Source organism: Streptomyces sp. NPDC048002 (assembly GCF_040653275.1).
Classification (GTDB): domain Bacteria; phylum Actinomycetota; class Actinomycetes; order Streptomycetales; family Streptomycetaceae; genus Streptomyces.
In genome coordinates this window covers 144,518-165,829 of sequence record NZ_JBEZNL010000005.1, presented here as the reverse complement: position 1 = coordinate 165,829, position 21,312 = coordinate 144,518, and the positions used below count along the sequence as shown (strand labels likewise).

At 70.6% G+C, this 21,312-nt stretch carries 18 protein-coding genes and 1 pseudogene; 12 read left to right on the top strand and 7 right to left on the bottom strand.

The window, feature by feature from the left end; genetic code table 11:
- Nucleotides 1–126: 126 nt before the first annotated feature.
- The 4 genes and pseudogenes from AB0E07_RS09830 to AB0E07_RS09815 all read left to right on the top strand — a co-directional run bounded on the left by AB0E07_RS09830 (nucleotide 127) and on the right by AB0E07_RS09815 (nucleotide 5,143).
- Nucleotides 127–564 (top strand): NfeD family protein, encoded by a 438-nt coding sequence (locus tag AB0E07_RS09830; RefSeq protein WP_362248043.1) that lies wholly within the window; start codon nucleotides 127–129, stop codon nucleotides 562–564.
- Between the two features lie 30 nt (nucleotides 565–594).
- Nucleotides 595–1,692 (top strand): SPFH domain-containing protein, encoded by a 1,098-nt coding sequence (locus AB0E07_RS09825; RefSeq protein WP_362248040.1) that lies wholly within the window; start codon nucleotides 595–597, stop codon nucleotides 1,690–1,692.
- Between the two features lie 76 nt (nucleotides 1,693–1,768).
- Nucleotides 1,769–2,889, top strand: a pseudogene (locus tag AB0E07_RS09820) (PP2C family protein-serine/threonine phosphatase).
- A gap of 235 nt (nucleotides 2,890–3,124) precedes the next feature.
- Complete coding sequence (locus AB0E07_RS09815; RefSeq protein ID WP_362248038.1) at nucleotides 3,125–5,143, top strand: SpoIIE family protein phosphatase; 2,019 nt, start codon at nucleotides 3,125–3,127, stop codon at nucleotides 5,141–5,143.
- A 41-nt stretch (nucleotides 5,144–5,184) separates the two neighbouring features.
- Here the strand turns inward: AB0E07_RS09815 and AB0E07_RS09810 are convergent, their stop codons facing one another.
- Both AB0E07_RS09810 and AB0E07_RS09805 read right to left on the bottom strand, forming a co-directional pair.
- Nucleotides 5,185–5,844 carry a response regulator transcription factor gene (locus AB0E07_RS09810; protein ID WP_362248036.1) on the bottom strand — a complete coding sequence of 220 codons (660 nt, stop codon included), beginning with the start codon at nucleotides 5,842–5,844 and terminating at the stop codon, nucleotides 5,185–5,187.
- Nucleotides 5,841–7,076, bottom strand: a complete 1,236-nt coding sequence (locus AB0E07_RS09805) for a histidine kinase (RefSeq protein ID WP_362248034.1) — start codon at nucleotides 7,074–7,076, stop codon at nucleotides 5,841–5,843. The genes AB0E07_RS09810 and AB0E07_RS09805 overlap by 4 nt, the downstream gene beginning before the upstream one ends.
- 208 nt (nucleotides 7,077–7,284) lie before the next feature.
- Here AB0E07_RS09805 and AB0E07_RS09800 point away from each other — a divergent pair, with 208 nt between their 5' ends.
- A complete protein-coding gene (locus AB0E07_RS09800; protein ID WP_362248032.1) occupies nucleotides 7,285–7,896 on the top strand; it encodes a hypothetical protein in 612 nt (203 codons plus the stop codon).
- Here AB0E07_RS09800 and AB0E07_RS09795 read toward each other — a convergent pair.
- Nucleotides 7,856–8,818, bottom strand: a complete 963-nt coding sequence (locus AB0E07_RS09795; protein ID WP_362248030.1) for a LysR family transcriptional regulator — start codon at nucleotides 8,816–8,818, stop codon at nucleotides 7,856–7,858. The genes AB0E07_RS09800 and AB0E07_RS09795 overlap by 41 nt on opposite strands.
- Before the next feature lie 108 nt (nucleotides 8,819–8,926).
- Between AB0E07_RS09795 and AB0E07_RS09790 the strand changes: the two genes are divergently transcribed.
- Nucleotides 8,927–9,877 carry an EamA family transporter gene (locus AB0E07_RS09790; RefSeq protein ID WP_362248028.1) on the top strand — a complete coding sequence of 317 codons (951 nt, stop codon included), beginning with the start codon at nucleotides 8,927–8,929 and terminating at the stop codon, nucleotides 9,875–9,877.
- Between the two features lie 142 nt (nucleotides 9,878–10,019).
- Here AB0E07_RS09790 and AB0E07_RS09785 read toward each other — a convergent pair whose 3' ends face one another.
- Nucleotides 10,020–11,351 (bottom strand): lanthionine synthetase LanC family protein, encoded by a 1,332-nt coding sequence (locus tag AB0E07_RS09785; protein ID WP_362248026.1) that lies wholly within the window; start codon nucleotides 11,349–11,351, stop codon nucleotides 10,020–10,022.
- A gap of 447 nt (nucleotides 11,352–11,798) precedes the next feature.
- On the opposite strand from AB0E07_RS09785, the gene AB0E07_RS09780 reads away from it, so the two are divergent.
- A complete protein-coding gene (locus AB0E07_RS09780; protein WP_362248024.1) occupies nucleotides 11,799–12,122 on the top strand; it encodes a hypothetical protein in 324 nt (107 codons plus the stop codon).
- A gap of 32 nt (nucleotides 12,123–12,154) precedes the next feature.
- Here the strand turns inward: AB0E07_RS09780 and AB0E07_RS09775 are convergent, their stop codons facing one another.
- On the bottom strand, nucleotides 12,155–12,997 hold the full coding sequence (locus AB0E07_RS09775) for a transferase (RefSeq protein ID WP_362248022.1): 843 nt from the start codon (nucleotides 12,995–12,997) through the stop codon (nucleotides 12,155–12,157).
- Nucleotides 12,994–14,259, bottom strand: a complete 1,266-nt coding sequence (locus AB0E07_RS09770; RefSeq protein ID WP_362248020.1) for a glycosyltransferase family 4 protein — start codon at nucleotides 14,257–14,259, stop codon at nucleotides 12,994–12,996. Before AB0E07_RS09770 ends, AB0E07_RS09775 begins: the two co-directional genes overlap by 4 nt.
- 263 nt (nucleotides 14,260–14,522) lie before the next feature.
- On the opposite strand from AB0E07_RS09770, the gene AB0E07_RS09765 reads away from it, so the two are divergent.
- Entirely contained in the window at nucleotides 14,523–15,290 is a 768-nt protein-coding gene (locus tag AB0E07_RS09765; protein ID WP_362248018.1) for a polysaccharide deacetylase family protein, read from the top strand.
- A 169-nt stretch (nucleotides 15,291–15,459) separates the two neighbouring features.
- Nucleotides 15,460–15,678: a hypothetical protein gene (locus tag AB0E07_RS09760; RefSeq protein ID WP_362248016.1), complete on the top strand. Its 219-nt coding sequence runs from the start codon at nucleotides 15,460–15,462 to the stop codon at nucleotides 15,676–15,678.
- Between the two features lie 33 nt (nucleotides 15,679–15,711).
- On the opposite strand, the gene AB0E07_RS09755 is transcribed toward AB0E07_RS09760, so the two are convergent.
- The gene (locus tag AB0E07_RS09755) at nucleotides 15,712–16,728 is read right to left on the bottom strand and encodes a LacI family DNA-binding transcriptional regulator (protein ID WP_362248014.1); all 1,017 of its coding nucleotides are present in this window, start codon (nucleotides 16,726–16,728) and stop codon (nucleotides 15,712–15,714) included.
- Between the two features lie 328 nt (nucleotides 16,729–17,056).
- Between AB0E07_RS09755 and AB0E07_RS09750 the strand changes: the two genes are divergently transcribed.
- The 3 genes from AB0E07_RS09750 (at nucleotide 17,057) to AB0E07_RS09740 (ending at nucleotide 21,311) form a co-directional block, all read left to right on the top strand.
- Nucleotides 17,057–18,883 (top strand): sugar-binding domain-containing protein, encoded by a 1,827-nt coding sequence (locus tag AB0E07_RS09750; protein ID WP_362248012.1) that lies wholly within the window; start codon nucleotides 17,057–17,059, stop codon nucleotides 18,881–18,883.
- A 140-nt stretch (nucleotides 18,884–19,023) separates the two neighbouring features.
- Entirely contained in the window at nucleotides 19,024–20,370 is a 1,347-nt protein-coding gene (locus AB0E07_RS09745) for an extracellular solute-binding protein (protein WP_362248010.1), read from the top strand.
- Between the two features lie 35 nt (nucleotides 20,371–20,405).
- Complete coding sequence (locus AB0E07_RS09740; RefSeq protein ID WP_362248008.1) at nucleotides 20,406–21,311, top strand: sugar ABC transporter permease; 906 nt, start codon at nucleotides 20,406–20,408, stop codon at nucleotides 21,309–21,311.
- Nucleotide 21,312 lies beyond the last annotated feature (1 nt).

Here is a 21,312-nt window from a genome sequence, read left to right as displayed (position 1 = left end):
GCCCTTGGTACGAAGCCGATCACGCCCTCACACCCGGCCGCCGCGAACCGTGCTCATCCCGTGTCTGGTCCGCCCGATCCCACCCGGGTTACTTTGGTAAAGAAGGCCCAAAAGAAGGGCGATCCGATGCCGTGGTTCGTATGGCTTCTCACGGCCGCGGCACTGGGTGCCGCGGAGTTCCTCACCCTGACACTCGTCTGCGGCCTCCTGGCGGGCGCCGCGCTCGTCGCGGCCGTCGTCGCCGGTGTGGGCATCGGCCTGCTGGGCCAGGTGGCGGCCTTCGGGATCACGGCGGCGGCCGGACTCGTGATCGTCCGCCCGGTCGCGCTGCGCAACATGGCGCGGCAGCCCCTCGTACGCGAGGGAACCGACGCGCTGATCGGCAAGAGGGCCGAGGTCGTGCAGGAGGTCACCGCGACCCACGGCCTGATCAGACTGTCCGGCGAGGAATGGTCCGCGCGCGCCCTGGACGAGAGCCTGGTGATCCCGGTGGGCGCTCTGGTGGACGTCATGGAGATCGAGGGCGCCACAGCCGTCGTCTACCCACGCGAACTGCTGCCGTAGCGGGCTTGAGCGCACAACAACGGAGGCGCTGTGGATCCGGTCGTCATCGCAACCATTGTCACGGTCATCGTCATCGTGTTCCTGATCGCCGCCACCGTGCGGATCGTGCCCCAGGCACGCCGCTACAACATCGAACGGTTCGGCCGCTACCGGCGCACGCTCCAGCCCGGCCTGAACCTGGTGCTGCCGGTGGCGGACCGCATCAACACCAAACTCGACGTGCGCGAGCAGGTCTATTCCTCCGATCCCAGGCCGGTGATCACCGAGGACAACCTCGTCGTGAACATCGACACCGTCCTCTACTACCAGATCACCGACCCGCGGGCCGCGGCCTACGAGGTCGCCGACTACCTCCAGGCGATCGACCAGCTCACCGTCACCACGCTGCGCAACGTCATCGGCTCCATGGACCTGGAGGAGACCCTCACCTCACGCGAGGAGATCAACTCCCGGCTCCGCGCCGTCCTCGACGACGCCACCGGCAAGTGGGGCATCAGAGTCAACCGGGTCGAGATCAAGGCCATCGACCCGCCGCACACCATCAAGGAGGCGATGGAGAAGCAGATGCGCGCCGAGCGGGACAAGCGCGCAGCCATCCTGCACGCCGAAGGGGAACGGCAGGCGAAGATCCTCACCGCGGAGGGCACCCGGCAGAAGGACATCCTGGAGGCCCAGGGCGCCCAGCAGGCCATGATCCTCCGGGCCGACGGCGAGGCCAAGGCCGTGGAACTCGTCTTCCAGGCCGTGCACCGCAACAACGCCGACGCGAAGGTGCTCGCCTACAAGTACCTGGAGACGCTGCCGCACCTGGCGGGCAGCGACAACAACACGTTCTGGGTGATCCCGGGCGAGCTGACCGAGGCGATACGGACCGTCACCAGCGCTTTCGGAAACACCCCGGAGTCCCCTGCCGAACCCGCGCAAGCCCCTGCCGAGGCCCTCGACGCACCGAGCGATGCCCGGGTCCCGCAGCTCGACGCGCCTTCACCACCCCCGCTCGACGCGGCCAGCGCCGCCGACCAGGCCGGGAAGCAGGCCGCCGCCGCGGTGAACGACGCGAAGGCCGAAGCCGCGGAGGCCGCGATGTCACCCCAGTTGCCGCACCGGGCACGCGACACGTCCGACTGAGGCAGGGGTTTCGAGACACCGGGAACGGCTCGCGTCGGCGCGGGCGGCCGCACACGTTGAGGTGTATCCAGGACGTATGGCTCGGATGCAGCTCAGCGATCGTCACCTGTTGCAGGAGCCACGTCGCGCGCTGCTGGCGATCCCGATCGCGCTCATCGTCATCGTCACAGTGGTCGACATCCTGGCCCCGCCCACCGTCCACCTCGGGCCGTTCCTGGTCGCGGCCCCCGCTGTCACCGCCTCGTTCGCCGGCCCCTGGGCCACCGCGTTCATCGGCGCACTCGCCGTCGCCGCCCAGGCCGTGGTGGCGACGGTACGCACCAGCCTCGTCGACCTGAACCACAGCTTCCAGCTGATCACCCTGATCCTGATCTCGGCGTTCGTCACCTCGCTCGCCGCCCGCCGGGAACGCCACGAGCGGCAGCTCACCCAACTGCGGTCCGTGGCGACCGCGGCCCAGGAAGTCGTCCTCAAGCCGCTCCCCCATCAGGTCGGCCCGCTGCGGATCGCCTCGCTCTACCTCGCCGCCGAATCGGAGGCACAGATCGGGGGCGACCTGTACGCCGCCGCCCGTACGGAGCGAGGCACCCGCTTCGTCATCGGCGACGTACGCGGCAAAGGACTGGAGGCCGTCGGGGACGCCGCGCTCCTGCTCGGCGCCTTCCGGGGCGCGGCCCACCGGCGCGCCGACCTGTCCTCGCTGGTGACCTTTCTGGAGGGCACCGTCTCATCGGACCTGGACGATCCCGCGGCCCTGGAGAACACGGCCGAGGACCAGGGCGAGGCCTTCATCACCGCCGCCATGCTGGACGTCCCGGACGACGAACCGGTCCTGCACCTGATCAGCTGCGGGCATCCGCCTCCCTGCTGTTGCGCGACGGCCGGACAAGCCTCCTCTCGACCAGTCGACCGGCACCACCGCTGGGGCTGACCGAGTTCGCCGAGGCGGACCTGACCACGCAGGCCTTCACCTTCGAGGTCGGTGACATCGTTCTCCTCTACACCGACGGTGTCATCGAGGCCCGCGACGGCGACGGCACGTTCTACCCCCTCACGGAACGCGTCGCCGGCAAGACCGCGGAGGGTCCCGAGGCACTCCTCGCCCACCTCAGCGCGGACCTGCTCGACCATGTCGGCGGCCGCCTCGGCGACGACGCGGCGATGGTGGCGATCGAGCGGACCCCGGTGCCGCGCTGAGGACGCCCCGCGCGGACCGGGAAGCGGGCCCCGTCGGAGCACGAGGCCATCGGGGCGACGGCCGGTCCGCGTGCCAGCGGGCCGACCCGGCTCGGGCTGGGGATGATGGCCAGGTGAGAGGGCGAGCATCCACCAGGCTTCCGGGCACCGCGGGGGCCTCGGGCACCGTAGGGACGGCTGGCACGGGCACCGCAGGGACGGCTGATACCGGCATCGTACGAGCGGCTGATACGGCATGACCGGCGGGCCGGACCTGGACCCGCGGCTGTTCGACGGGAGCCTCGCCGCCGTGGCCGTCCTCACCGGACCCGAGGGCCGACTGGTCTACGCCAACCAGTCCTTCACCCGGCTCTTCGGCCCCCGGCCGCTCGGCCGCCCGGCTCCGGAGACCTTCCCCGACCCCGACGCCTACCGCTTCCTGGCCGTTCTCGACGAGGTCCGCGCCACCGGACAGGCCCGCCAGGTCGTCGGCGCACGCCGTACCGACCCCGGCGTCGACGGACAGGCCGACCACTTCGTCTACAGCTGCAGTCCCGTCACCACCGCCGACGGCGACGGCATCCTGGTCGTGGCGCTGGACACCACCCCCGAGACCTGGACACTCCAGCGGTACCAGGCCCTGATCTCCGCCATCTCCCAGATGGTGTGGGTCATGCACTCCGACGGCAGCATGGAGGAACTCGTTCCCGGCTGGGAGCAGCTCACCGGAGTTCCCTGGCACCCCAGGGCGGACGAGGAGTGGTACGCCCACATCCATCCGCGCGACCGCGAGAACCTGAGCCGGATGTGGCGGGCGGCCGCGAAAGCCGACGCGCCGAAGGTCTTCGAGGCCGTCTTCCGCGTCCAGGCCGCCGACGGCTCCTACCGGCACCTGGCCACCCGCTCCGTACCCGTCCTGCGCGACGGAAGGATCGCCGAGTGGGTCTCCGCCACCGCGGACGTCGAGCACTCGTGGGAGACACGGCTGCGCGAGCGCCTGCTCGCCCAGGTCGCGGGAGTCTCCGGGAGCGGCCTCCAGGGCGCCTTCGGCGAGTTGGTGAAGGTGATCGTCCCGGAACTCACCGACGCCTGCCTCATCCTGCTGCTCTCCCACGACGAGTGGCCCCTGCCCGACAACGCCACGGTCTCGGCACGACGCGTCGCGTCCGCCACACGGCCGGGCCTGCCCGCGCCGCCTGCCATGCGCGGCCAGAGCGTGCCGCTGTCACCGCTGGTGCGCGAGATCCTGGAACAGCGGCAGCCGCGCACCTTCCTGCTGCCGCCCGGCGGCCCCGTTCCGCCCGGACTCGTTCCCGCCGTCACGGAGCGATGGCTGGCCGCAGCGGACTCCACCAGCATCACCCTCATCCCGCTCGTCGTCGACGAAACGGTCCTCGGCTACGCCGTCACCGGCACCAGCGGCGACTCGCCCGTGCCGGACGACTCCGAGATCGAACTGCTGCGCGAGGTGCTGCACCACGCCCAGCGGCCCATCCGCAAGGCCCTCGACCTCCAGCAGGCCCGCCGCACCGCTCTCGGCCTCCAGCGCACCCACCTCACCGAGCCACCCCGCGTACCCGGAGCCGCGCTCGCCGCGCGCTACCAGCCCGCCAGCTCGACCGGCGAGATCGGCGGCGACTGGTACGACGCCTTCGCCCTGGCCGACGGCACACTCATCCTCGACATCGGCGACGTGGCCGGACACGACCTCACCGCCGCCACCGCCATGGGCCAGATGCGCAGCATGCTCCGCACCCTCGCCTACGCGGGCGGCCCCGGAACGACCCCCAGCGCCGTGCTCGCCCGCCTCGACGAGGTCGCCGAGGGCCTGAGCACGGCCCCGCTCGCCACCGCCATCCACGCGACCCTGCGGCCCAGAAGTGACGGAGACTGGGAACTGTCCTGGTCCAGCGCCGGACATCCCGCGCCCCTGCTCATCCCCGCCCGCGGCGACGCCCACTTCCTGTCCGACGCCCCGGACCTGCCTCTCTGCGTCGACCCTCGCGTCCCCCGCACCACCCACACCCACCTCCTGCGGCCGGGCGACACCCTCCTGCTCTACACCGACGGTCTCGTCGAAACCCCCTTCGAGGCCCTCGACGACAGACTGCGGCAACTCGCGAGGGAGGCGACCCTCTGCCAGGACCGGGCAACACCCGAACTCCTCAAGACCCTTGAGGGCCTCTCGGACCTGAGGGACGACATCGCGATGATCGCCTTCCGGACGGACACGAACGGCGGTCCGCCAGGACGAACAACGCAGGAGGGGACGTAACCGCCGCCGAAACCTTGGCAGTTGGGCGGTGACGCGGCCACTCAGCGGTGAAGGCCCGCCCGGAAGGCGAAGGAGACGAGTTGCGCTCGGTCGCGTGCCCCGACCTTCGTCATGGCCCGTACCGCGTGCGTTTTCACGGTGAACGGCGACACGGACATCCGGGCCGCGATCTCGTCGTTGCCGAGACCGCCGGCGACGAGGACGACGACGTCCCGTTCCCTGGGTGTCAGGGCGCCGAAGCGCCGCAGCAGTTCCTGGTCGATCTCCGGGGGCGGGTTCCGGGTCATCTGGCCGATGAGCGCGGCCGCCGCGGCGGCCGACAGCGCGCCGCCCCCGGCGACGACCTCGTTGATTCCGGCGACGAGTTCGGCGGGGCTGACCGTCTTGCTGAGGAATCCGTTGGCGCCGGCGCGCAGGGCGGCGAGAACGATGTCGTCCTGGTCGAACGTGGTCAGGACGATCACCCGTGTCTTCTCGGGTGAGTGTTCCTCACGGATCCGGCGCGTGGCCTCGACCCCGTCGATGCCGGGCATCCGGATGTCCATCAGGACCACGTCGACGGCGTGCTCGCGGAGGAAGGGAACGACCTGGAGTCCGTCGGAGAGGTCCCCGGCGACGACGAGACCCGGGTCGAGCCGGAGCATCGTCCGGATCCCGGCCCTGATGCCGTCCTGGTCGTCGACGATCAGAACGCGTGTCATCGGACTGCGGCTCCCCGTTCGGCTCCCCGCTCGGCCCCCGGCACGCCTCCCAGTACGGCTCCCAGGAGGCTGAACTCCGCGTGGATCCGGAACCGTCCGTCGTCGCTGTCGATCTCCAGCAGCCCGTTGGAGGACTCGACGCGTTCACGCATCCCGACGAGTCCCAGTCCGCCACCGCCCGAGTCGGAGTGGCGGGCCGGCCGGCCGACGGGGTTCTCCACGGTGACGCAGATCCGGTCGTCGTGCTCGCACACCTCCACCGTCGCCGTCCCCTCACCGTGCCGGTAGGCGTTGGTGAGCGCTTCCTGCACCACCCGGTACACCGTCACGCCGACGCTGGGCTCGACGAAGCCGGCCGGCAGCCGGAGGGAGGGCCGGACGTCGAGGCCGATGCTTTCGAAGGAGGCGACGAGTCCTTCCAGGCCGCTGAGTGCGGGGGTCGGCCGGAACGCCTCGCCGTCGGAGACGTCGTCCCCCAGGCGCAGCAACGCGAGGATGCGCTGCGTCTCGACAACGACCGTCCGGGCACTGGACCTGGCGGATTCAAGAGCCTGCCGGGAGGACTCGGCGTCCTCGGGCAGCCCGATCTCCGCGGCACCCAGATGCACGCTCAGCATCGCGACCTGGTGGCCGATGACGTCGTGGAGGTCCCGCGCGATCCGGAGCCGCTCCTCGGTCACCCGCCGGGTGGCTTCGCTCTCACGGGTGGCGATGGCACTCTCGGCCCGCTCCTCCAGGATCCACCAGTGGTCTCGGTGGATCCGCAGCGCGACTCCGGTCGCGCCTCCCGCCACAGCCGAGAAGAGGGCGGCCGCTCCGACCATCGCGCCGCCGCGGAATCCCCCCACGGTCATGAAGGCCCCCAGGAAGGACGCCGCTACGACGCAGATGCCCACCAGCGGCTGCTTGCCCCGGAAGGTGACCGAGAACAGCACGAGCACAGCCATCATCCATACCGACAGCGGGTCGTGCCCCACTGCGGTGACGGCGAAGGAGGCCCCGCTCGTCACGACAAGCCCTGCCCAAGGCTTCCACCACGACAGGACGACGCCGGCGCCGGCGAAGAGCACGGAGAGAGCCGTCGGCCAGTCGGAACCTCGCAGGATCGCCGCGACGATCTGACCGGTGAACACCAGCGCGGCCACGGCGTAGGCGCCCCGATGCAGCAACTCGGGACGGCGGACCCACAGGGGTGGCGTGGGCCCTTCTGGAGTGCTCTGTGCCTTGGCCATGGCTCGATTCTCGTTCACGTCTTCGGGGGGCGTGTACTTCAAACGAAGTACACGCCCCCGCCTCGGCAGCGCACGATGACGGCGAAAGTACCCGCCGGAACTTCGACGACATAACTACTTCGTTCGTAGTACGCGGACGCTCGGGGGGCCACTGAGACTCGTCATCGAGGCAGCCGCCTCGCACCGAGCGACCACCTGGGGACCAACGATGACTCACACCACTACGGCTTCGACCGCGACCGCAACGCGCACGGGGACGGGGGCGGGGACGGTGGCCGGACTGCGGTCGCTCCACCTGATCCGTGTCGTCTTCTCCCTGATCTGGGTGGCACTCGTCCTCACGACCTCGGCCTCGCTCGGCGCGACGGACCGGCCCTCGGTGGGAGCGGCAGTGCTCCTCACCGTCTACCCCCTGTGGGACGTCGTCGCCACGCTCCTTGAACGGCGCCTCGCCGGCACCGGTTCCGACCGCCGCGTCAGCACCGTCAACATAGGGCTCGGCCTCGCCGCCACTGCCGGAATGCTCATCGCCGGGTTCTCGACGATCGGCACGGCCCTCGTCGTGTTCGGGCTCTGGGCCCTGCTGTCCGGAGCCGTGCAGCTCTTCGTGGCGATCGGGCGCCGGCGCGCTGTCGGTGCCCAGTGGCCCATGATCGTCAGCGGCGGCCAGTCCGTTCTCGCCGGTGCCACGATCGCCGCCACCGCCACCTCGCCGACGAGCGGCCTGTCGACCGTCGCCGGGTACTCGGCCTTCGGCGCCTTCTGGTTCCTCGTCTCCGTCATCGCCCTGAGCGTCCGCGGCCACCGCGACGGCCGATAGCCCCTCCGTGCCTGGGCCGTGGCGCCCCCGGCGGCCAGTGCGCCTGAAGCGTGCGGACGGTCTCGGCGATCGCGGGTCGCCGGGCGGCCCTCGTACGCCACAGTGCGTACAGCCGCCGCACCGGCGTCGGATCGAGCGCGACCTCCTCCACGCCGTCGGGCAGCGGTCCACGGCCGAGGCGCGGTATGAGGCAGATGCCCAGGCCGGCGGCGACGAGGGCCACCAGGGTCGGGTTCTCGTCCGCCTGGTGGACGATCTCCGGCTCGTGGCCGGCCGTCCGCAGGGTCCGCATCAGCCATTCGTGGCACACCCGGCCCGGCGGCTGGCACACCCAGCGCTGCCCGCCGAGGTCCTCGCGCCGCACCGCGTCCCGGCCCGCGAACTGATGCCCTTGTGGCACCAGGAGGGTGCAGTGGTCGTCGCCGATCACCGCTCGCTCGACCCCCGGCGGGAGCAGCAGGGGTGAGATGTCCCAGTCGTGCACCACGCTCATGTCGACCGCGCCCTTGGCGACCATGCCGACCGACAGATGCGGGTCGACCTCGCTGAGCCGCGCGTCCAACGCCGGATGCCGTACGGCGAGGTCGGCGAGGACTCCGGGCAGCAGCCCGCGCGCCGCTGACGCGAAGGCGGCGATGGTCAGGCGTCCTGAAGGCTCACCGCGCCGTTGCTCCAGCTCGCCCTCCGCCCGCTCCATGATGCCCAGCAACTCATCTGCGACCTCGACGAGTTGATGCGCCTCCGGGGTGAGCCGGACTCCGCGCCCCTCTCGCTCGAACAGCACCGTCCCGGTCTCCCGCTCCAGCTTGGCGATCTGCTGGGACACCGCGGAGGGAGTGAAGCCCAGGGCGGAGGCGGCGGCACCGACTGTGCCGTGCACGGAGACGGCGTGCAGGGCGCGCAAGCGTTGCAGGTCGAGCATGAGAGTCAGTCTCCCGTCGCGAGGCGCGGTATCGATTAGCTCTGCTTCATCCAATCATGTAGCAATCATCGCTGGTGCTTCATGGTCGGTGGATGTGATCCTCGGCCCATGCGCCCTGCACACCTCGCCCTGGCCGTCGTCGTCGCCGCCGTCTGGGGTGTCAACTTCACCGTCATCGAGATCGGACTCGACCACTTCCCGCCGCTCCTCTTCTCCGCCCTGCGTTTCCTGGCGGCGGCCGTACCGGCGGTGTTCCTGGTGGGCCGTCCCAAGGTCGCGTGGAAGTGGATCGTCGGGGTCGGACTGGTCCTGGGCGTGGCCAAGTTCGGGCTGCTGTTCGTGGCCATGGACACCGGGATGCCGGCCGGTCTGTCCTCGCTGGTCCTCCAGATACAGGCGGTGTTCACTGCCATGATCGCCTTCGTCGCCCTGGGGGAACGCCCGTCGAGGCTGGGTGCGCTGGGTATGGCGATCGCCCTGGCCGGGATCGGCGTCGCAGCGGTGGACGAGGGGGCGTCCGGGCCGCTCGGCGCGTTCGTCCTGTGCGTCGCTGCCGCTGCCTGCTGGGGCGCCTCCAACGTACTGACCCGCAAGGCGGCCCCGCCGGACGCGCTGAACTTCATGGTCTGGGTCAGCACGGTCCCCGTGCTGCCGCTGTTGGCCCTGTCCCTCCTGATCGAGGGCCCGTCGCGCGACCTGGCGGCCCTGCGCGACCTTGACTGGCAAGGCGTGGGCACCGTCCTCTACGTCGCCTGGATCACGACGGTCTTCGGCTTCGGCGCCTGGGGCTGGCTGCTGCGCCGCCATCCGGCGTCCACGGTGGCGCCCTTCTCCCTCCTCGTCCCGGTGTTCGGCATGTCATCGGCGGCCCTCTTCCTCGGCGAACCGGTGAGCGGGCTGCGCTGGTGCGCGGCGGTCCTGCTCGTCGGGGGCGTGGCCCTGACCTCGCTCGCGCCGCGGAAGAAGGCGGCGAGCGCCGTAGCCGTCGAGCCCGAGCCCTCGCCCTCGCCCTCGCCCGGAGCGGAGCGACTCCCGGAGCCGGAGCCCAGGGGAGCGTAGACGCGCTTCATCGCCGCTCCGCGGGACGGGCGTCGACCAAGTACCGCCGCACACGGCCCTCAACCGACGCGCCCTCGTGCGTGGTCGTGGACAGCTTTGCTGAGATCGTTATGGATTACTCGTCTCGAATGAGGTCACTCGCTCATGGTTCCGTCCGGGTACTGCGCAGGTGTGCCGGTACCGCCCACCACTGGTCCGGGCGGTCCACGACCGGGGCGTCGGGGCCGGTCTCGCCGTACCGGGCGAGGCGCAGCAGGTAGGCCGCGATGCCTGCCGCGCCCTGCATCCACGTCGTACGGGGCGGCAGCAGCGGCGGGTCCTCGCGGTGTTCCAGAAAGCGCCAACGGGCGCCCGCGCCGTCCCTGACGACCCGGTCGACCAGCGCATCGCCCATGCGGTGCGCGGCCCGCAGCAGGGTCTGCCTCCTCTCCGGCGCCCGGCAGTCCTGGACGGCGTCCAGCAGGACGTCTCCGACGCCGGCCGTTCCGCAGCAGCGGCCGTCGTTGTCCCAGAAGCCGGGACGGAGGCGTTCCGGCAGACCCGAGGTGAGGATCGAGGTCAGACAGCGCTGGCGCAGTTCGTCGACGCGGTGGCCCGCCACCTCGTCGACCCCTGCGTGCGCCAGCGCGGTGAACAGGTGCGAGGTACCCGCCGGGCCGTGGCACCACGTGTACGTCACCGGTTCCACCTCCCGGCGCGACGGCGGGATCGTGTGCGGGACCACGAAGCCCACGTCCTTCAACGACCCCACCGAGAGGACGTGCCGGGCGCCTTCCACCGCGGCCTCGACGAAGTCCTCGCGGTCCAGGGCGGCGCCAGCGACCGCCAGTGCGGCCGCGACCCCGGACGTTCCGTGCGAGTAGTTCGGCGCCCTCGACGGTCTCCCCGGCGTCATGCCCCAGTCGAGGCCCGCTTCCGTACGGTCCGCCGCCCGCAGCAGGGCCTCACCTCCCGTCGTCGCGATCACCTCGGTGAACTCGCTCTTCGCCCAGACCGCCGTCATCACCACGCCCGCGGTGCCCATGACGACGTCGGTCAGGGGCGCGTCGGAGCCCGGCTCGAACTCAAGCGTGGTCTTCCAACCGTCGCCGGTGGCCAGGACGGCCAGCCGCCGCAGCGCCACGGCTTCCTCACCCGGGGCGAGCAGTCTGAGCGCCGTCGCGTCACCTGCGAGGCCGTCGTACAGCGAGGGCTCCGTCCGCCGCCCGGCCTGCGCCGACAGCCTGGTCACGATGCCGGTCGCCAGTGCCACTTCCGTCGGGCTCAGTTCCCGGTACTGCGCGATCTCGGCCAGCACCGGGGCCAGGCCGGCAATTCCCGCGTACAGCGAGTCGCGGTCCTGTGCCGGTGACGGGGCTTCCGAAGCACCCTCCACCACCGTCTCCACGAGCCACGGCCCCTCGTCCTCGCGCACGTGGTCCAGCACCCACGACCACGCGGCCTCGGCCACGTCCCGATACCCGTCGCTCCTCATCCGGCCACGCTACAACCGCCGCATGGGCCGGTCTGCCCGGTGAGGTGCTGCCGGCCCGTCACCTGCGACCGTCGTGGGTACCGGCCTGCGCGGCCGCCCTCAGGTCACGCAGGCGGGCTTCGAGGCGTCGCGTTGACGCGGATCCGCCGAGGTCGCCTTCCTGGACGCGTCTTGCATGCCAGCGACGCGGTAGGAGATACTCCGCTTCCCCCACACATGTTGATCATCGTCGTTCGCGAGCGCGCCTCGCGGCGCTCGCGGTGACTTCCACGGACTGACGGCACCGGGCCCGACTGCTCTCGTGCGGAGGTGCGAGGCGGAGGCACCCTTGACCGGTGCCTCCGGACGAACCGTCATCGTGATCGCCGCGATATCCAACCGAGCCTGCATCGCGGCCTGCTCGTGCCACCGTAGCCAGACCTTCCCCAACCGACGTCGGAGCTCGCCATGTCCGGTCTGCCGTTCCTCGCTCCCTGGCTGATGCCGGTTTCCCTGGTCTGGGCGATGCTGCCGCTGCTCTGCCCCCGGCAGCGGCGCACGGGCATCGTCATCGCCCTCACCCACCTCTTCGGCACGGTGGTGATCACGCAGCCCTGGACCACCAACTGGTACTGGGACACGGGATGGTGGATGCTCCTCGTCTTCGGCCAGGGCACACTGATCGCCCTGGGCCGCTTGGTCTTCGAACTCAGCCCGCTCGGCGCCCGCCGCCGCAATGTCACGCACCGCCCGTCGGACGACGACGTGCTCGCCGCGCAGCGCGGGATGTGAGCGTACTTTCCATCGTGGGTCAGCGACCCCTGTCACTCGACGGCCGTCACCTCGATGGAAAGGTCGTTGTCCACCGTGTAGTACGGACGAACGGCGGCACCGCCGACCGTGACGGTCGGATAGACGAAGACCTCCTTGCGATCCGCCAGGTCGTCAAGAAGGCGACCGATACGGATGGATGGGGTTCCCTCGCCGGGTTGGAGCCGAAGGCTGACGTCCCACACGCGACTGCCGGGTCCGCCTGCGGCGACCAACTCCTCGAAGCCGAGCGCGAAGGTGAAGCGACCATCGCGCTCGATCTGTGACTCCACTGTTCGCTCGATGCCTTCGGCGCCGCGCGCTCGCAGCCGTACTACGGCACCGGGGGCCAGGTCGGCACCGTGCAGGCGCGCCTTGACCGCGATTGACCCCTCCGTCACGTCGATGCCGGCGACCTCGGCGTGGGCGGTGCGCAACCACGTGCGTACCGCGAGGAATCCGTCCTTGGTGGTGTACGGAACGCGCACGGCGACCGGAGACGGCCACTCGCGGGTGGCCCCGTCGACCAGGGCCCTCAGATCGCGAAATCCGGGGCGTATCCGTCTGCGGGGTGCCCCCGGCTCAGGGAGCACGTACATGTCCCACCGCCCTTCGGCGAGAGCGGGCTGCGGCTCCAGGACGGCACGCCCGTCGCCGTCGATGGGCAGGACCAGGAGGTTCTCCTCCGCGTTCGCCTTCTTGGAACCCTTGGGACCCTTCTTGGGGCGCACAGACAGCAGCAGTTGTGGCGCCGGTGCCTGAAGTGCGGTGAGCTGAAAGGCGATTCGGCCGTCCGATGCGACGGTGCAGTCGGCGCGGACCTGAGTGTCGTCCGTCGTACCCGGGCCTCGGTTCACTTCTGTCCCTTCCGTACGACGCGCAGTGCGGTACCGGCCGCCGCATGGGCAGCGTCACGTGCGGCGAAGCCGCTGCTGATCAGGGCCCGTTGCAGCCCTTGCGACCCCGCCGCGGCGGGCCGACCGCCCGTTCTCGCCGCGACGGCCCCGGCGATCAGGCGCTCGGCCTGTTCCACGACGGGGCCCGGCGCGAAACGTCGGGCGTTCTCCATGGCGGTCCGGCCCATACCGCGTCGCCGCTCGCCGTCGCTGACGAGTTCCAGCAGCGCGTCGCCGAGTGCGTCGCGGTCTCCGACCGGTACGAGTCGCCCGTCGACACCGTCCTTGATGATCTCGCCGGGGCCGTACGGGCAGTCGGTGCTCACCACGGGCAGTCCGCAGCGCATGGCCTCGACGATGGTCATGCCGAAGGGTTCGAAGGTGGAGGCTGCCGCGCCGATGGACCCCTTGACCCACTCCGCCTCCATCGGGGCGGCGGCACCCATGAGGAAGACGTTTTCGCTCAGGCCCAGGCCGTGGATGAGCCGGCGCAGTCTGTCGTGTTCCTCTCCCTTGCCGTAGATGCGCAGTTGCCAGGCCGGGTGGGTGGCGGCGACGCGTGCGAATGCCTCGATGAGCAGGTCGTAGCGCTTCACCGGAACCAGTCGGCCGGCTGCGACGACCACCTTCGCGTGGCCGTCCGCGGCGGGCAGCACGGGATCGGGAACGCTGTTGGGGAGTGCCTCCACCCGGACGCCGGGCAAGCGCACCTTGCGCCGGTAGGAGGCGGCGTCCGCCTCCGTGACCGTGGTGAGTGCGTCGAGCCGGCGGTAGGCCCGGCGCAGGGCGGTGCGCAGGGCCGGGGGGTGGTTGTCGAGCGTGAGGTGTTCCTGGCCGATACGGGCGACGTGGCTCGGGGCCTGGAGGGCGAGGTGCACATTGAGCCCGGGTCGGGTGCCGATCACCACGTCGGCGTCGGTCACCCGAAGGCACTCACCGATCCGCTGATCGGTCAACTCGCTGTACTGCTGGTGCCGGTACTCGGCGGCCGGGAACACGCGCGCCGGCCGCGCATGGAGCGGGTGATCCTTCTCGTCCCTCAGGTCCACCAGCGGTCGCAGGGAAACCCTCGGGTCCAGGGTGAAGTTCGGGCGTTCCCGGTGACGTAACACCGAGATGATCTCCACGTCGTGCCGAGTGGCCAGCGCCTGGGCGAGATTGAAGGTCGTGGTGATCGTGCCCCCGATTCCGTAGGCGTTGTGGAGGAGGAAAGAGATCTTCATGGTGGACTAGACCTAATCAACCCCCTTGTCGTTGCCCGCCGTTATCTCTTCGTTCTTGGTTCGAACACGGAACTGTTCGTTCCTCCCGCTCCGGCGGAGGTCAAGGCACTCCTCCTCGGCCGGACGCCCGGGTTGTCCGTGGACACCCACGGAATTGTCCGTGATCAGTAACGGGCGCATCCCCGAGCCCCCGCCCCTCGTCCTGCCAGGTGGCTGCGAGACAGCCGACGTCTGGTGGGGTTGAACGAGAGAGCGGGGCGGACATGGCGCGGCACGGCAGCAGGCGGGGATGGCACGGCAAGATCGCCGCGGCGGCACTCGGGGTGACGGTGCTCGCCGGGGGTGCGTCGGTGTGGACCGCGCAGGCCCGTGCAGTGAGCAGTGCCGGGTCGCCGGAGGTCAGCGCGTCCGCCACGCCGACCGAGCAGGTCGACCGTTCCATCGCGCACGCCTCGGACAAGGGCGCGCGCGGCGTCAACATCACCATCGACGACGGTCCCGACCCCGTCTGGACGCCGCAGATGCTCGACCTGTTGGAGGAGTACGGGGTGAAGGCCACGTTCTGCATGGTCGGAACGCAGGCCCAGGCGCACCCGGATCTCGTGAAGAGGGTCGTCGCGGCCGGACACCGGCTCTGCGACCACTCCGTGTCCCACGACACCACCATGGACAACAAGTCGCGGCCCTACCAGAAGCAGCAGATCCTCGACGCCGAAAGGATGATCACCGAGGCGTCCGGGGGTGTGCGGCCGATGTACTACCGGGCGCCGGGCGGGGCCTTCACTCCCTACAGCCGTTCCGTCGCGGCTGCTCAGGGTATGCGCCCGCTGGGCTGGAACGTGGACACCAAGGACTTCGAACAGCCGGGCGCCGATGCCATCGTCGCCACCGTCCAGCGGGAACTGCCCAACGGGCCGACGCTGCTCTTCCACGACGCGGGAGGAGACCGCGCCCAGACCGTGGAAGCCCTGCGCCGGATCATCCCCATGCTCAAGGAGCAGGGCTACTCCTTCGGGTTTCCGGTGCGTTGAGTTCGCGTCAGCAGTGGGCCGGGCCGAACCGAGCCGCCGTTCGCCTGTGGTCGTCCGGCCCGGAGGGCGGCCAACGGGGTGTCCCCCGGCGGTGTCGGAGCGTCAGCGCAGGGAGGCTCCCGCATGCTTGAGCAGGACCTCACCCCCTTCCCGCGGCAAGGAGCAGCACATGCCCACAGACTCGGTCGAGCGTTTCCTGACCGTCCTGGACCCCGAGCATCGCGAAGCCATCGGTACGAAACCGCGCGACGAACAGGAACGTCTCGCTGCCGCGTGGGAACGCGAACTGGAGTCGGACGACGAACTCGACACCCTCGACGAACTGTCGCCACCTGCGGCGGAGGCCGAGGCGGCCCGCCGTGTCCTGGCGCGCGAGAGCGACGGCTGAGCGCACCGCACCAGGGAAGGCGGCGGCCTGCTGTCAGCCCCCGCTGCTCTCCCGGACGACGATCCGATGGCCGACGACCTCGTCCCGGTACGCGGCCGAGGAGCCGGGGTCGTCCACCCGCTCCAGGAGCAGTGACACCGCCAGCCGGGCGATCTCCCGCTTGTCGGGGGAGACGCTGCTCAGGCTGGGCACGCTGAAGCGGGAGGCCTCGATGTCGTCGAATCCGATCACGTCGACGGCTGCGGGCACGCGTACGCCGGCCTCGTGCAGGGCGCGCAGGGCGCCGAGTCCCAGGTTGTCGTTCAGGCACAGCAGCGCGTCCGGTGGCGACGGGTTCCGTGCCAGGCGGGCGGCCGCCTCGGCGCCGTCGCGCCAGTGGTAGGCGTCCACCGGTACGACCAGGTCGGCGTCGAAGGGCAGGCCCGCCGCGGCCAGCGCCTCGCGGTAGCCGTCGGTGCGAAGCCGGTCGGTGCCCTGTCTGCCGCGCAGGGTGCCGCCGATCACCGCGATGCGGCGCCGTCCTCGGGCCAGCAGGTGTTCGGTGGCTTCGCGTGCGGCGCGTACGTTGTCGATTCCGACGTGGTCGGTGTGGCCTTCGGCGGAGTGCTCGCCGAGGAGTACCAGGGGCAGGCGCCGGTCGCGGGTGGCGAGGTCGCGGGGCAGGAGTGACAGGGGGCTGAGGATCACTCCGTCGCAGAACTGGGTGTCGAAGCCGTGGAGCGCCGCCAGTTCGCGGTCGCGTTCTCCGCCTGTGTGGTCGATGAGTACGGTGCGGCCGTGCCGTCCGGCGGCTTCCATGACGTGGCGGGCGAGTTCGGAGAAGTAGGCGACGTCGAGTTCGGGCACGGCGAGGGTGATCATGCCGGTGCGGCCCTGGCGCAGTTGGCGCCCGGCGATGTTGACGCGGTAGCCGAGGGCGTCGATCGCCTCCTGGACGGCTGTGCGGGTCCGTTCCGAGACGTGTTCGTAGTTGTTGATCACGTTGGAGACGGTCTTGGGCGAGACGCCGGCGTACTCCGCCACGTCCTTGATCCTCGGTCTGGCCTGCACGCTGCCCTTCCTTCCGAACTGCCGTGATCATACCGACCGCGGACAGCGCTTTCCGGCCCCCGCCCGGCGGCTGCAGACGGGCCACAGGACGACCGCCGGACGCCGACCGGACGAGCACCGGATGACCGCCGGACACCGACCGGACGACGCCGGACGACGCCCGACGGCCACCGGACCACCGCCACGGTCCCTCCGGATGCCGACGCCGCGCCACAGGAGTCCGCACAATCTACGTCCGAGCTATTTACATCGATGTAATCGGCATGGTGCCATGTGCCCGCACCATCCGCACACCGCACCGACCTGCACTCTCGCAACGAGGAGCACCATGCCCGCCCCGTACCTCCCGGACGAGCCACCCCGCCCCGAGTACCCCAGGCCCCAGTTCACCCGGGATGCCTGGCTGAACCTCAACGGCACCTGGCAGTTCGAGATCGACCGGTCCGACACCGGTCTGGAACGCGGCCTCACCGACCGCGACCTGGCCGACCGCATCCTCGTCCCGTTCTGCCCGGAGTCGGAGCTGTCCGGCGTCGGCGAGACGGACTTCCTGGAGGCGGTCTGGTACCGGCGCACCGTGGCCGTGCCCGCCGAGTGGGGCGACGCCCGCGTGCTGCTGCACTTCGGGGCCGTCGACCACGACACCACCGTGTGGGCCAACGGCCGGGAGGTCGCCCGCCACCGTGGCGGCTTCACTCCCTTCACCGCCGACCTCGGTGACGTGGTCGCGGCCGGCGAGGAACTCACCGTCGTCGTCCGCGCGCGGGACAGCCGCCACACCGTCCAGGCCCGCGGCAAGCAGGCCACCTGGTACGCCAACTCCCACTGCCACTACACCCGGACCACGGGCATCTGGCAGACCGTGTGGCTGGAGCCCGTTCCCCGCACCGTCGCCCTGCGCCGTCCCCGTATCACCCCCGAACTGGCCACCGGCTCCTTCCTGGTCGAGCTGCCGCTCTCCGCGAACGTCGCCGGACACCGGGTGCGCGCCACGCTCAGCGACGCCGACGGAGTCGTCGTCACCGCCGAGGGACGCGCCGATCTCGACCTGTGCCCGCGTCTGACGCTCGCCGTGCCCGAGGAGCGCCGGCGCACGTGGTCGCCGGACGACCCCCACCTGTACGACCTCGCCCTGGAGGTGCTGGGCCCGGACGGGACGGTCGTCGACGCCGTCCGCTCCTACGCCGGGCTGCGGTCGGTGTCCGTGCGCGGCAAGGAGCTGCTCCTCAACGGCGAGCGGGTCTTCCAGCGGCTGGTCCTGGACCAGGGCTACTACCCCGACTGCCTGATGACCGCGCCCAGCGACGCCGCGCTGGTGAGGGACATCGAGCTGGGTATCGCGGCCGGGTTCAACGGGGCCCGTCTGCACCAGAAGGTGTTCGAGGAGCGCTTCCTCCACCACGCCGACCGGCTCGGCTACCTGGTGTGGGGCGAGTTCGGCGACTGGGGCTGCGAGACCGGTGTCCGCGACGACAACCAGCGGCCCGACGCCTCGTACGTCACGCAGTGGCTGGAGGCGCTGGAGCGTGATCACTCCCACCCCTCGATCGTCGGCTGGTGCCCGCTGAACGAGACGTACCAGAACCTGCACGATCGCATCACGGTCCTGGACGACGTCACCCGTGGCATGTTCCTCGCCACCAAGCAGGCCGACCCGACCCGTCCGGTCATCGACGCCTCCGGCTACGCGCACCGGGTGCCGGAGACGGACGTCTACGACTCGCACTGCTACGAGCAGGACCCCGCGGCGTTCGCGAAGATCATGGATGGCCTCGCCAACAACCGGCCGTACGTCAACACCGGCCCCGAGGGCCGTACTTGGTCGGTGCCCTATAACGGACAGCCCTACTTCTGCAGCGAGTTCGGCGGGATCTGGTGGGACCCGGAGGCCGCGGCCGCGGCCGGTGACGACTCGGGGACGTCCTGGGGGTACGGCGAACGGCCCCGCACCGAGCAGGAGTTCGTGGAGCGGTTCCGCGGCCTGACCGGCGTCCTGCTCGACGACCCCGGCATGTTCGGCTACTGCTACACCCAGCTCACCGACGTCTTCCAGGAGCGCAACGGCGTCTACCGCTTCGACCGCTCCGAGAAGGCCGACACGGCGGCCCTGCGCGAGGCCCAACTGCGCACGGCGGCCTACGAGAACACGCGGTAGTCCCGGACCACCGCTCCCCGTGAGCGGGCACGCCGACCCCTGCCCAGGATTTACATCGATGTAAGTACGCACCGCACCTGTGGTGGAGTGGCGGCGCACGGACTCCCCTCCCGCGCCGCCGCCCACCGGAAAGGACACCCATGACCGGCACACCCGCCCTGGTCGGTCGCCACGGACCGACCAGACGCCGCGTCCTGACGACAGCACTCGCCGCCGGAACGGCCGCCCTCGGCGCCGGCGCCCTCACCGGCTGCGGCTCGGCCCTCGCGTCCGACGACGGATCCACCGTCAAACTGTGGGACCTGTTCAGCGGAGCCGACGGCGGCCTCCTCAACGACATGGTGGCCAAGGCCGGTCCCGACATGCCCGGCACGACCGTCGAACGCACCGTCCTGGAGTGGGGCACGCCCTACTACACCAAGCTCGCCATGGCCTCCGCCGGCGGCCGCGGCCCCGACGTCGCCGTCTCCCACATGTCCCGCCTCGCCGGCTACGCGCCCACCGGACTCCTCGACCCGTGGGACCTGAACCTGCTGGCCGAGTACGGCGTCACCCCCGACGACTTCGCCGACGCCGTCTGGTCCCGCACCCGGTTCGACGGCAAGACCTACGCCATCCCCCTGGACACCCACCCCTTCATCGTCTTCTACCACCCCGAACCGGCGAGGAAGGCCGGTCTGCTCACCGCCGACGGCGCCCTCGACACGGACGCCTTCTCCTCCCCCGACGCCTTCCTCGCCGCCGGCAAGGAACTCGCCAAGGCGTCCGGCAAGCAGGGCATCGCCTTCGGCTACGTCACCGACACCGCCCAGTGCTGGCGGCTGTTCTACGGCCTCTACCACCAGACCGGCGGCCGCTTCGAACTCCCCGAGGGCGGCCCGGCCGAGGTGGACCCCGACCGGATGGCCGAGGTCATCGCCTTCATGGCGAAGATCGTCGACGGCACCGTCAACCCCCGCAGCCTCGACTACGCCTCCGCCATCGCCTCCTTCGTCAACAACCAGACGGCGATGATCCTCTCTGGAGAATGGGAACTGGGCACCTTCCGCACGACCGACGAGAACATCGGCGCGGCCCCCTTCCCCACCGTCTTCGGCACCCCGGCCGTCTACGCCGACTCCCACTCCTTCGTCCTGCCCCACCGCGACCACCCGGACGAGGAACACCGGCGCCGCACCCACCGCGCGGTCGCCGCACTTCTCAAGGCGGGACAGATCTGGGCCACCGCCGGCCACATCCCCGCCTACACGCCCGTCACCGAGACCTCCGCGTACGTGGCCCTCCTCCCGCAGTCCCACTACGCCCAGGCCGCGGACCACGTCGTCCTCGACCCGGCGGCCTGGTTCGCCGGAGCCGGCTCGGACTTCCAGAACGCCATGTCCCAGGTCCTCCAGCAGGCCCTCCTCGGCGACATGAGCCCGGACCGCGCCGCCCGCGCGATGGTACGGCGCCTCAACACCTTCCTCTCCAAGCCCAGCCCGGCCTGATCCGGCCGCGAACCATCCGCGCAGGAGGCACAACGATGTCCTCTCCCCTCGCCCCGTCCCGCACCGGGACGCCACCGACGCGCCGGATCCTCTCCCCCGGCCTGCTGTTCGCCCTGCCCTTCCTCGTGCTCTTCGCCCTCTTCATGGTGTGGCCCCTGGTCCAGGGCCTGTGGATGAGCTTCACCGACACCTCCCTGTCGGCCCACGCACCGAGCTTCATCGGCCTGGACAACTTCACCGAGGCCCTCCAGGACGCCGAGATGTGGCGGGCGCTCGGCCACACCGTCTGGTTCACCGTCCTGTCGACCGTCCCGCTCGTTCTCGTCGCCCTCGGCATGGCCCTCCTCGTCCACACCGGGCTGCCCGGCCAGTGGGTGTGGCGCCTGGCGTTCTTCGCCCCGTACCTGCTGCCCGTCGGTGTGGTGACGCTGGTGTGGGGCTGGCTCTTCCAGGGCGACCTCGGCCTGTACAACCAGCTCCTCAACGCGGTCGGACTCGACTCCGTCGCCTGGCTGAGCGACAAGTCCGTCGCGATGTGGGCGATCGTGCTCACCACCCTGTGGTGGACCGTCGGCTTCAACTTCCTGCTCTACCTCGCGGCCCTGCAATCCGTACCCGACCACCTCTACGAGGCCGCCGCCCTTGACGGCGCGGGCGCCTGGCGACGCCTGTTCTCCATCACCCTGCCGCAGCTGAGCCGCATCACCGTCGTCGTGACCGTGTTGCAGATCCTCGCCTCGCTGAAGGTCTTCGACCAGATCTACCTGCTCACCAAGGGCGGCCCGGACAACTCCACCCGCCCGGTCATCGAGTACATGTACGACGTCGGCTTCACCGGCTACCGGCTCGGCTACGCCTCCGCGATCAGCTACGTCTTCTTCGCCCTCGTCATCCTCGCCTCCGCGGCCCAGTACGCCGCCCTCCGCCGCCGGGAGAAGTGAC